The 11,462-nt window shown below is 64.9% G+C and carries 7 protein-coding genes; 2 read left to right on the top strand and 5 right to left on the bottom strand.

All coding sequences use genetic code 11. The annotated features are described in order from the left end of the window. On the top strand, nucleotides 1-564 hold a 564-nt coding region (locus ACLPJJ_RS10700; protein WP_443590965.1), incomplete at its 5' end, for a hypothetical protein. Nucleotides 565-597: 33 nt separating this feature from the next. Here the strand turns inward: ACLPJJ_RS10700 and ACLPJJ_RS10695 are convergent. The 3 genes from ACLPJJ_RS10695 to ACLPJJ_RS10685 form a co-directional block, all read right to left on the bottom strand. Then, the gene (locus tag ACLPJJ_RS10695) at nucleotides 598-1,884 is read right to left on the bottom strand and encodes an EAL domain-containing protein (RefSeq protein WP_443590964.1); all 1,287 of its coding nucleotides are present in this window, start codon (nucleotides 1,882-1,884) and stop codon (nucleotides 598-600) included. Nucleotides 1,885-2,018: 134 nt separating this feature from the next. Further along, nucleotides 2,019-5,507 (bottom strand): translocation/assembly module TamB domain-containing protein, encoded by a 3,489-nt coding sequence (locus tag ACLPJJ_RS10690; RefSeq protein WP_443590963.1) that lies wholly within the window; start codon nucleotides 5,505-5,507, stop codon nucleotides 2,019-2,021. Further along, nucleotides 5,507-7,324, bottom strand: a complete 1,818-nt coding sequence (locus ACLPJJ_RS10685) for an autotransporter assembly complex protein TamA (protein WP_443590962.1) — start codon at nucleotides 7,322-7,324, stop codon at nucleotides 5,507-5,509. The genes ACLPJJ_RS10690 and ACLPJJ_RS10685 overlap by 1 nt, the downstream gene beginning before the upstream one ends. Nucleotides 7,325-7,635: 311 nt before the next feature. Between ACLPJJ_RS10685 and ACLPJJ_RS10680 the strand changes: the two genes are divergently transcribed. Then, entirely contained in the window at nucleotides 7,636-8,907 is a 1,272-nt protein-coding gene (locus tag ACLPJJ_RS10680; RefSeq protein ID WP_443590961.1) for a hypothetical protein, read from the top strand. 165 nt (nucleotides 8,908-9,072) lie between these two features. On the opposite strand, the gene ACLPJJ_RS10675 is transcribed toward ACLPJJ_RS10680, so the two are convergent. After that, entirely contained in the window at nucleotides 9,073-10,041 is a 969-nt protein-coding gene (locus tag ACLPJJ_RS10675) for an RluA family pseudouridine synthase (RefSeq protein WP_443590960.1), read from the bottom strand. After that, nucleotides 10,038-11,354 (bottom strand): replication-associated recombination protein A, encoded by a 1,317-nt coding sequence (locus ACLPJJ_RS10670; RefSeq protein WP_443590959.1) that lies wholly within the window; start codon nucleotides 11,352-11,354, stop codon nucleotides 10,038-10,040. The genes ACLPJJ_RS10675 and ACLPJJ_RS10670 overlap by 4 nt, the downstream gene beginning before the upstream one ends. Nucleotides 11,355-11,462 lie beyond the last annotated feature (108 nt).

Below are 11,462 nucleotides of genomic sequence, written 5' to 3'. Positions count from 1 at the left end.
GCGCCGAAGATCAATGGAAATCGGTTTGGCCATGCATGCCGGCCCCCTTCGCCAGCACACATCTTGAATCAGATCAAAGCCGTTTTGGGAATCCCATCCGATTCAATCAGATGGGAATACGCTCTAGGTTTTGCTGCCCTTTCCTGCGTTCTGCTCTTGCCAGACGTTCATGACATAAAGCCGATTCCAAGATTGAAATTTTTTGAACCGGGGCGGGTGCAGCAAATTCTTGGGCCAGCGCCGAGACTCTTGGTTTTGCCGGGACAAGCCGAAGTCGCCTCCGCATATTGGCAGGCGGAAAATCATTTTGGGTTTACCAATGCTGAAGGTCTGCCAGGGTTTCCACCCTCGGTGGTGCTCGCGAATCCGACAATATTGTATCTTAATTTTGGTTTAAAATCATCTCATCTTGATTATGATATGCAAAAATACTGTCGGACGACAAAAACCCAATATGTAGTTGCGGGCCCTGACACCCCTCCGGAGTTATTGAGTTTGATGAGCGAACTGGGCTGGCCGTGGAGACAGGTCGATGACGTTACAATTTTCACTGTCGTCAACTAAGGCCAATCTTTCGCGCTGCCCGTGCGAGCGGCGTTAAGCTACGGCCGGGACCGGGCCTAGCTTCTGGGCCAGGGCGGCGGGGGCGATCGGCGGGCTCATGTAGAACCCCTGGCCTTCGTCGCAGGTCCAGGTTTTGAGCATGCCGTAGGCTTTTTCGGACTCGATGCCCTCGGCCACCACGCTGTAATCCAGCTTGTGCGCAAGCTCGATCAGCGAGTGCACGACCATGGCGGCGCGCGGGTCGGTACAGATCCTCTGGGTGAAGCTCTTGTCGATCTTGATGATGTCCGCTGGAAGATGCGTGATGTAGGAGAAATTGGCGAAGCCGGTGCCAAAATCGTCGAGCGCGATGCGGATGCCGGTGGCGCGCAGGGCCCGTAGCTCTTCCAGCACCACCGGGTCGTTGTTGACCAGCACACCCTCGGTGAATTCCAGCTCGATCCGTGATGGCTCGACGCCGTAGCAGTTGAGCAGCTTGGCGACCTGCGCCGAAAAGCCCCGGCGCGTGAGGTTGCGCGGCGAGACATTGATGGCCGTATTCAGCCGCAGCCCCTTGGCGGCCCAGGCGCCAGCCTGGGCGATGGCGTTGCGCAGCACCCATTCGGTGAGCGGGTGGATATGCGCGGTGGCTTCCGCCAGTGGCACGAATTCCGCGGGCGGGACGTTGCCGAAGACCGGATGGCACCAGCGCAGCAGGGCCTCGGCGCTGGTGGGCATGCCGCTGGCCATGTCGTATTTCGGTTGGAAGTGCAGGTGGAGCTGGTCCTCCGCCTTGATGGCGTCGGTGAGATGCGTGAGCAGCAGGAAGCCGCGCTGATGCGCCGTGTCGGTCTTGCGGTTGTAGCGTGCCCAGTCCCGCCCGGTGTCCCGGCAGTCCCGCGCGGCGGCGAGCCCGGCGCGAAGCACGAAGGTGGCGTCGGCATCGTGGCAATCGGCTACGCCGAGCGCTATATCCGCAGAGACGGGAATGCTCCTGCAGATGAGCGGCTTGTTGAACTGGTCGTTGATCTGGTGCAGCAGGTCCGGCAGCACGCCGAAGGGCATGACGAAGGCGAAGCTGAGAATGCTGATGTGGTAGATCTCGATGGCCGGGTCCATCGCCTCGCACAGCCGCGCGGCTCCGGCGCGCATGAAATCCTCCGCATGTTCATGCCCGATGGCGCGGAGCAATTCGTCGAACTGCGTGGGGCTGGTCAAAGTGAGCATGACCAGCTGCGCCCCCGGCTTGGGCCGGTAGCTTGCCGTGAATTTTTTGCGGTTCGGCAACCCGGTAATCGGGTCCAGCCTTCCCATGGGCGGATGCATGCGCTGATGTTTCATGCCGTCTTTCCCACTAAGTCGCCTTCGGCTTAATGCCGCGTTGGGAGCCTAGCCGCTTATGGCTTGCCACGAGATTAATGGACGGTATTTAATAAAGCGGCAGGCTGCGCGTAAATACTTTCAGAATCAAAACGTTAATAGTTGAACTGATAGGTGAGGCCGACACTGCTGCTCTGTCCGCCGCTGGTGGTAGAGGTTCCGGTGGAGGTTTGCAGCTTTAACCCCTTGTACAGATTTATTTGCACATTGGCCTGCGTGCCCTGGCCGTTGGTGGCCTGGGTGGCGCCGACATACACCCCCGGGGCGACATAACGCCCCGCCTGCAGCGACGGCAGGCCCGACGCGCTGCTGCTGCCGATGGCAAGCTCATCCAGCCCCAGCACGTTGCGCATCTTGTCCAGCGGGTTGAGCCCGGCCCCGACGCCTGAGAGTTGTGCAAGCGCCGCGGCGAGCGAGGCCGCCTGGAACGCGGAGAGATTGGACGTGCCCACGCCGAACAACAGCCGGGAGAGGATTTCATCCGAGGGCAAAGGCGGGGAGCTGGTGAGGGTGATGGTGGGTTTGTCCGCGGTGCCGCCAACGGTCAGCGTGGCCGTGGTGCCGTCGGCTGTGGTGGTGGTGGCTTCCAGGTCCAGCGCGGGTACGAATCCGGCGCCGGTGAAGTTGATGCGCCCCTGGGTGAATTGGAGCGTCTTGCCCGCCAGGGTGTATTCGCCGCGGATCAGCTCGAACCCGCCTTCCGGCGCGGGCGCGGCCATCGTGCCGCCGAGCGTGACATGCCCGCCGAGCACGGCGAACAGCCCGTCGCCACGCACGAAGATCTGGTCGTTGGCGGTGATGTCCAGCGCCAGGGTGATGGGTGGGGGCGGGGCGGGCGGCGGGGGCGGTGCCTCGCCCGCGCGGATGATGCGCAGCCTTGCCACGCTGGGCGGCAAGGAGCGGGGTATGTTGATGGCCGCCTTGGCGATGGTGAGTTTGCCGGAAAGCGCCATCTGCCCCTTCAGCGTGCCCTTCAAGGCGAGGTCGCCATCCAGCGTTTCCGTCACCAGGTCGGACGCGATGGGGGTGGCGTTGTCGGCATGCAGGGTCACGTTCACCGGCATCCCGGGGGAGAGGTCCAGCGTGCCATGGCCAGTGATTTGCCCCTGACCCGCCTGGGCGGTGACGGATTGCAGCGTGAGGCTTTGCCCATTGGCCAGGAATTGCGCCTGGATATGGGTGAGGTTGAGGCCGGTGCCGATATTCTGGACGCTGCCATCGGTCAGGGTGAGCGTGCCGTCGGCGCGCGGGGCGGTGAGCGGGCCGGTGAGGTGCAGATGTGTCTCGGCCGTGCCACGGGCGGTGGTGCCCTGCGCGGCGATGATGGCGTCCAGCAAGCGCAGATCCACCGTGCCGTCGAGCTTAAGGTCGAGCCCGTTACTGGGCCTGAGCGGCACGCCGCCCCGGGCCGTCAGGGTGAGGCTGGGTCCGGCGTTCAGGGCGAGATCGATGTTGGCTGCCCCGGCGTTAAGGGCCGCGGTGCCGGTGAGGTTGGCCGGGGGCAGGGCGGCGGCGCTGCCGTTGCGCAGGTGCAGGCCCTGCGCGTTCAGGGTGAGCTTGCCGCCCGGGCTGGCCAGCGTGCCGGTAAGATTGGCGGTGGCGGAGACATTGCCGGTGGCGTCCAGGCTGGGGTCGAAGAGTTTCGCCACGGAGAGCGGCAGGTTCTGCACCTGCGCGGAGGCGGCGAGGCGGGGGGTGAGCGCGCCGTCCAGCCCCACGCGCCCGCCAGCCAGGGCAAGGGAGAGATGGCGGATGCTGAGCCCGTTCTTGGTGGTGATGTCCGCCGGGCCGAGCAGCGCCGGCCCCAGCCCGTGCCAGCTGGCGTTAAAGCTGGTGAGGCGCACGCTGCGGGCCGGGACGTTCAGCGTGGCGGCAAGGCTGGCGCTGGCCGGGGCGGAAGCCAGGCTGGCGCATTGCAGCTGGGCTTGCAGGGCGAGCGCGTCTTCCGGCCCTTGCGCGCGTAGCGTGCCGTTGATGGCGCCAAGGCCAGGCAGGCCCGTAAGCTGCGTTGCGGTAAGGCCCAGCGTGAATGCCTGGCCATTGGGATGGGCGAGGCTGAGGCGCGCCGCGCCGGCCAGCTTGAGCGGGAGGAAGGGCGCGAAATCCTGCAAGGCGGTGATGGCGATATTCGCCGTGCCGGTGGGCAGGGGCTCGCCCGGGGAGAGGCGCAGATCCGCCACCGCGTCGAGCGAGCGCCAGCGCGCGGTGGGGATCTTGAGCTCGGCGCGGCCGGAAGCATCGCGGGTGAGGGCGGCGTCGAGCGTGAGGGGGGAGTTCTCCAGCGCGCCGCTGCCGGTGAGCGTGCCTGTCGGCGCGCGCGGCAGATGCTGGAGGTTCAGGTTGATGCTGAACGGCGCGGAGGGAATATCCCGCGACGCGATATTGCCAGCGAGCTGTGCCTCAAGCGCGTAATCCCCGGTGCGGCCGGTGATGTGCCCCATCTCGCGCACCCGGCCGGAGATTTTGGGCGAGAGGGCGGAGATATCGTTCAGCTCGACGCTGGTGGAAAGGTCCACCGCTCCTGGGGCGATGCGTCCGCTGGCCGTGACGGCAAAGACCGGGCCGGTGAGCTGGAACGTATCCAGCGTGACCTCCTTGCCGTGCAGACGGGCGTGCATGCTCAAGCTCTCCTGCGCGCCGAGGAGTTTGGCCAGGGGCTTGGGCGGGTTGGCGATGGCGGCATTGCCCTCCAGCGCCAGGGTGGCGTTGCCATTGCCTTGTCCGGCCACGGTGAGGTGCAGCTGCGTCGTGCCGCCGAGCTTTCCGCCCGCCATGGCGGCGAAGGGCGTGAGGTCCGGCACTGTCAGGGTCATATCAGCGAACGGATGGCGCGGCGTAAGGCCGAGCGTACCGGTGCCCGTGAGTTTGGCGGCGCCGAGTGCCGCCGAAAAGGTGAGCGCCGCCTTGTCGCTGGGGCCGGAGAGCGAGGCATCCAAAAGCAACGGCGCGTTTACCGATGGCCCGGCGAAATGCCCGAGCAGCCCGCCGGGTGGTTCCGAAACATGAAGGCTGAGCGCGGATGTTTTCTGATTGAGCGCGGCGGTGAGGTGGTATTGCGCGGTGTTGTCGGGTGTTGTGGCGTCGAGCGTCATCGTACCGTGGGCGGGGCCGAACAGCCTCGCCGCGCCGGTGACGTGCAGCATGGCAGGCTGCCCTGCGATGTCGGATGGCAGGCTGAGCGTGCCGATCTCCAGCTTGCCGATTTCGGCATGCAGGGGCGGCAGGCTGATGCCACCGCCGCCGCCGCTGGCGGCTGGCTCACGCACGATGGAAAGCGTGTTCGCCGTCAGCGCGTCAACGGCCACATCGCCGCGCAAGAGTTGCAGCGGGCGCCAGCGGAGTTCCAGAGCCTTGCCGGTGAGCCAGATGCCGTTCCTGTCGGCCAGCGATAGATTGGCGAGCTTGATGTCGGCGGGGAAGTGCCCGGCGAGCCCGGCGATGCGCAGGCGAGGTGCGGCGAGGCGGTTGATCTCGTCCTCGGCGACGTGCCGCCCGCTGCCGGTGTTGAGAAACACGCAGAGCCCCGCCACCGCCAGCACGGGCAGGAGCAGCAGGGCGAGGAGGATGTAGAGCGCCCGGCGCATCAGAACGCTTCCCCCAGGCCGATATACAGTGCGAAGGCGTTGCTGCCCGCCGTGCGGCTGAGCGGGAAGCCGAGGTCGAGCCGGATCGGCCCGATGCTGGTGTAGTAGCGCGCGCCGATGCCGACGCCTATGCGCAGCCTGCCGGTGAAGGGGGCGCTGCCGGCGCCGACCCGCCCGGCATCGATGAACGGCACGATGCCGATCGTCTTGGTGATGTGCTGGCGGAATTCTAAGTTGACGGCGTCCAAGGAGGCGCCGCCTTCGGGCGTGTCGTCGGGGAAGAGCGGGCCGATGGTCTGGTAGGTATAGCCGCGCACCGTGCCGGAGCCGCCGGCGTAGAAGCGCTGGTCGGGCGGCACCTGAAAGTGACTGGCACCCTGGATGGTGCCCACCAGCCCGCGCACGGCGATGATGCCGCGCCCACCGGATTCAACGGGCAGATACACGGCCAGAGAGCCAAGGGCGATGATGAACGGGTGGGATTTGCCGACGACAGGCGCGGTGGGGGTGAGGTTGATGGAGGCATTCAACCCGCGCGTGGGCTCCAGCAGGCTGTCCGCCGTGCTCCAGGTGAAGCTGATGGGGAATTGCAGCAGCACATAGGTGCTGTCCACGCCTTGCTGGTTCACGCGCTCGCTGACGAAGCTGGGGCCGAAGGTGATGAGCCCCTGCGCGGTGACAGGGCGGCTGAGCGCGGCGCCGGTGAGCAACGCCCTGCGGCTATAGGCGGTGAGCGATTCCTTCAGCCCCTCAACAGTCAGGCTGAGCGTCTGCCCGCGCGCATAGAAATCCGGCTTGGCGAAAACGGCTTTCAGGTCGTAGCCGGCGGAGGTGGTGCTGGTCCCGCCGAGATCGTTCGCCGCGGCAGAGAGGGTGAGTGATTCAGCATGGCCGAACAGGTCGCGGTCCAGCCAGGAAGTGCCGATGCTGAGGCCGGTATCCGTGGCATAGACGCCGCTCAAGCTTACGGCGTGGCGCTTTTGCTCCAGCATGTGGAAGGTGATCGGCGCTTCGCCATCCGCGCTGGGCTGGGCGGGCGGCAGGGGCGTGACGGAAGCGAACACGCCGAGGCTGAGCAGGGAGTCCCGCGCCGCCTGAACGGCGGTGTCGGAATAAGGCTGGCCGGGGGCAAGGGCGATGTGGCGGCGCAGGAAATCGGCGTCCATGCGCTTGAGGCCGGTAAAGCTGATTGGGCCGATCCGCACGCGCGGGCCGGGGGTGACGCTGTAGCTGACATCGAGCAGGTGCGTCGCCGGATTGGCGATGGCCACGGGGTCTCCCACGCTGGCATAGGCGTACCCGGCATTGTGCAGCGCGGTGAGCAGGGCCGGTTGCGCCGCCAGGATGGGCGCGGCGAAGGCGGGATCGCCCGGCTTGACGATGGCGGGCAGGGTGAAGCCGGGCGGCAGGCCTGGAGTTTCCACCCGGCCGAGCTTGAAGCGCGCCCCCTTGGCGGGGGTGATTTCAACCTTTGCCGTGGCGCTCTCCGGGGCCTGGGTGAGGGCATCGGGCAAGGTGGGGTCGTCCAGCTGCGCGCCGTTGATGGTGATGTCCACGCTGCCGTCGTCATAGCCCTGGCTGTGCAGCACGGTGAGGAATTGCTCCTCATCCGCCCGGGCGCGGCCGATGAGCGCGAAGGGCGCGGGGGGCAGTTTTAGCCGCAGCGCAACGAGGGCAGAGGTTTCTCGCAACAGGGTGTCCAGCGTGGCGTCGCCCGAGGGGACGAAGCTGACGGTATAATGCACCGGGTCGGCGGCGTCAGCCGGAGCGCCGAGGAGCAGGAGAACGCCCAGAAAGAGTTTTACCCGCCGCCGCATGGGGGATTATTGCCAGTTTTAGGGGGTGGGGGCCAGCGGCGTGTATCTTGGTTTGAATTTCGGCGTAAGGCCGGGAAAGTGGCCAATCCTTGATCGACCCGAAGCGGAGCGGCCGCCGTTGAAGTGGCATGCCATCAATAATCAGACGTCCGCGGATAGAGGGTGCCTTGTGTGAAAGAATACGCATTTTTTTGCGTTGCTGCAAAGAAACCGCTAGGCAGCCTAATGTAATAATGTCAACTTGGTAAAAAGTTTATACGCGCCTCGATCAAGACAACCTTACATTTTAGCCAAAGGAGAATTTTTTCAAAATGGCTAATAGCACGCTGGGGGATTTCGAGGTCGCAGTGACAAGGCATGAGCAGGGGAGAATGCTTGCGCCGTGGCTGATCGTGGGCTTACTTGCCACCCAAGCGGCGGGGGTCACGATTGGGCGGCTCGTGCTCCCTCTGGACAAGTCCACTCCGCCCGGCGGCGTCGCGGCACAGCTTCTATCCTGGGATGGGCGCTGGTATAATGCAATCGCGTCGGCCGGGTATTCTTGGAATCCGCTTGCCAATGCGGCACAACAACAAAGCATTGCGTTCTTTCCGGCACAGCCCTTGATTGACCGGGCTGCGATCGCGCTTGGTGGATCAGCTGCGGTGCCCCTGATTGTCATCTTATCGCTGCTTTTTGGCCTCGCTTCGATCCTTGTATTTGAGCGATTGGCGTGGAAGGTCATCAGCCCTCGTGCAGTCCCCGCAGCAGTGGCTTGTTATGCGCTGTGGCCCGCATCGTCTTTTTACCTGATGGGTTATCCAACCGGATTGATCTCGCTCTGCATTATCGCCGCCCTTGCGGATCATATCGATGGCCGCTTCTGGCGCTCGGCGGGCTGGCTTGGGCTTGGCACTGCGGTCGCTCCGACTGTCGTCTTCGTCGGCTTGGCGCTTGGCCTCGCGCATGCGCTTCGGTGGCTGCAATTGGGCGCTCGGCTTAGTGGTCTGCCCAAACTGGTCCTTTGGGGGCTGCTCGCGCTGTTTGGCTTACTGGGGTTCATGATCTATCAGTTCCTGTCGTTTCACGACCCTTTCGCATTTATCGAAGCCCAATCCGGCTGGGGAACGGCGTCGTCACTGCATGATCGTCTGCGAAGCCTCATCGATCTGCCGCGTTATCTTCAGCAACCCAACGCTGGCATCGACGAGATCGCCCAGGGCCGCGAACTTCTCCACGGGGGCCAGATCCACGCAGGTGCGGCATTGATCGCCATGGGCATACAGCGACTCATAAATTTTTTGGCTTTCTTGGTCGTGCTCATTGGCCTGATCGTTTCAACATTCACGCTGCGCGGCCGCGCGGGTGCTATTGCGGCCGCCGGGTGGATCGTATTTATTGGCTATCTCTGGACGATCTTCACGACAAATCAGAACCTGCTCGGCGTCCCTCGGCTCCTGTTTCCCGCGATCGCGGCATTTCTAGGCTTCGGCGCGCTCATTGCCCAACTTCCCATGGTGGCCTACGCATCGCTGATCGGGGTTTTGGCGCTGCTCAGCTTTGTTGAGGCCGCGTTCGCCTCAGTGAAGTTCTGGGTAGTGTAATTTGCTAGGATAGCACCACTTATGACCAAATGGGCGCTTTCACCCGGTCTGCTTGAATTTCGGAAGTGCTGCGGCGAGGTGAATAACCGTTTTCGGGGCGCGTGGTGAGTTCCGAGAACAACCAGGATGGGGCGCAACTCTCCTCGCCCCCCCCAACGCTCATCCTCACCGCACCCGCTTCGGCTTCTGCGCTTCCGGCACGGTAAAGCCCAGATAGGCTAGGCCGTCGCGCATATGTGGCGGCAGCGGCGCCTCGACGGTGAGGAGTCCGCCCTCCGGGTGCGGAATGGCCAGGCGCCGCGCGTGCAGATGCAGCTGCTGGGCGAAATGTTCGGAAAAGATGCCGCCATATACGGCATCGCCCAAAATCGGCGTGCCGAGTGCCAGGCAGTGCGCACGGAGCTGGTGCATGCGCCCGGTTTGGGGGTTGAGCTGGATGAGGCAGAATCTCTTGCCCGCGTAATCCAGAACCCGGTAGTCGGTGACGGCCTTTTGCGCCTCCTTGTCCTTGCGGCTCGCCGGTTCGGCGCGGGAGGTGGTGCCGAGATCGATGCGCTTCAGCGGCAGGTCGATGCGCCCTTCCATAGGCTCCGGCACGCTGGCCAGCAGCGCCCAGTAGGTTTTTTCGACATCGCGGCTACGGAACGCGATGGAGAGCTTGTTCGCCACCCGCGCGTTGCGGGCCACCAGAAGAATACCCGAGGTATCGCGGTCCAGCCGGTGGACGAGCTTCGGGCGCTCCTCGGAATCGCCCTGGAGGGCGTCCAGCATGCCGTCGATATGCACGGCGATGCCCGAGCCGCCCTGCACCGCGATCCCTGCCGGCTTGTTCAGCACAATCACGGAATCGTCCTGGTAGAGGATCATCGCCTCCAGCTCCTTCAGCCGGGCGGGGTCCATCTTCACCACGTGGCGGGTGCGGGGCTTGCGCTCGGGCGGGGCGATCTCGGGCACGAGAAGCGTGTCGCCGGGGTTCAGGCGCGTATTGGCCTCGGCCTTGGCGCCGTTGAGGCGGATCTTGCCGGTGCGCAGGTGTTTCTGCAGCATGGCTTGCGTCAGGCCAGGGATTTCGCGGCGGAGGAAGCGGTCCAGCCGCATATCGGTGGCGGCGTCGGTAATGGTAAACTCAGTCATGCCTTCTCTTCGCGCAGTTTCTGCCAATAAGCGAGGCGCTTGATGATCTCTCGCTCGAAACCGCGCTCGACGGGGCGGTAGAAATCCGGCCTGCCCATGCCCTCGGGGAAGTAATTGGCGCCCGAGAAGCCCTCCTCGCTGTCGTGGTCGTACTCATAGCCCTCACCGTAGCCGAGGTTTTTCATCAGCTTGGTGGGGGCGTTGAGGATGTTCATCGGCGGCATCAGGCTGCCGGTTTCCTTGGCGGCGCGGTTGGCCGCTCCCAGCGCCTTGTAGGCGGCGTTGGATTTTGGCGCGGTGGCGAGATACAGCACCGCCTGCGCGATGCACACCTCGCCCTCTGGCGAGCCGAGGCGCTCATACGCTTCCCACGCCGCAAGCGCCTGGGGCAGGGCCTGCGGGTCGGCCAGGCCGATATCCTCCGCCGCGAAGCGGGTGACGCGCCGGGCGATGTAGCGCGGGTCCTCGCCACCCGCGAGCATGCGGGCGAGCCAGTAGAGGGCGGCGTCGGCATCCGAGCCGCGCATGGATTTATGCAAAGCGGAGATGAGGTTGTAGTGCTCCTCGCGGTCGCGGTCGTAGAGTGCCGCGCGGCGGGAGAGCATGCGCGAGAGCTGCTCCTCGGTCAGCTCGCCATCCGGCGGCAGGGCGAAGAGCTGCTCGGCCATGTTGAGCAAGGCCCGGCCATCGCCATCGGCCATGGCGCGCAGTGTGGCGCGCGCACCTTCAGTCAGCGGCAGGGGGCGGGCCATCTCGGCCTCGGCGCGGCGGAGCAGTTGCTCCATGGCGTCGTCATCCAGCCGGCGCAGCACGAAGACCTGGCAGCGCGAGAGCAGCGCGCCATTGAGCGCGAAGGACGGGTTCTCCGTGGTGGCGCCGACGAGCACGATGGTGCCGGCCTCGACCACTGGGAGAAAGGCATCCTGCTGGGCTCGGTTGAAGCGGTGGATTTCATCCACGAACAGCAGGGTGATATGCCCGGCGCGTTGCAGCTTCTGCGCGTCCTCGAACACTTTCTTGAGGTCCGCCACACCGGAGAACACCGCCGAGATCTGCCGGAACTGCAGCCCCGCCTGGGCCGAGAGCAGCCTGGCGATGGTGGTCTTGCCCACGCCAGGCGGGCCCCAGAGGATGAGCGAGGCGAGGGAATGGCGCTTGAGCATGCCGGTGAGGCTGCCGTCCGGCCCCAGCAGATGCTCCTGGCCGACGATATCGGCGAGCGTCTTCGGCCGCAGCTTTTCCGCCAGCGGCTGGGCGGCGCTGAGGGGCGGAGCGGCGGGCTCGGGCGGGCCGAACAGATCATCCTCGGACATCGCGCTCTTCTAGCCGCAAGCCGGGTTGCCCGCCACGGGGCTTTCCGCGCGGAGGTGCAAACGGCTCGCAACTGTGTTGTAATGTGCTTTCCCAGAAGGTCTTTTACT

Origin of the sequence: Acidocella sp. (assembly GCF_052326845.1) — a bacterium.
Taxonomy (GTDB): domain Bacteria; phylum Pseudomonadota; class Alphaproteobacteria; order Acetobacterales; family Acetobacteraceae; genus Acidocella.
This window is presented reverse-complemented; position numbering and strand designations above follow the sequence as displayed.

Bases quoted from the DNA above. Each gene is read 5' to 3' on its own strand.
- ACLPJJ_RS10685 (WP_443590962.1), bottom strand. From the start codon at position 7,324: ATGCGGCGGCGGGTAAAACTCTTTCTGGGCGTTCTCCTGCTCCTCGGC.
- ACLPJJ_RS10670 (WP_443590959.1), bottom strand. From the start codon at position 11,354: ATGTCCGAGGATGATCTGTTCGGCCCGCCCGAGCCCGCCGCTCCGCCC.
- ACLPJJ_RS10695 (WP_443590964.1), bottom strand. From the start codon at position 1,884: ATGAAACATCAGCGCATGCATCCGCCCATGGGAAGGCTGGACCCGATT.
- ACLPJJ_RS10690 (WP_443590963.1), bottom strand. From the start codon at position 5,507: ATGCGCCGGGCGCTCTACATCCTCCTCGCCCTGCTGCTCCTGCCCGTG.
- ACLPJJ_RS10675 (WP_443590960.1), bottom strand. From the start codon at position 10,041: ATGACTGAGTTTACCATTACCGACGCCGCCACCGATATGCGGCTGGAC.
- ACLPJJ_RS10680 (WP_443590961.1), top strand. From the start codon at position 7,636: ATGGCTAATAGCACGCTGGGGGATTTCGAGGTCGCAGTGACAAGGCAT.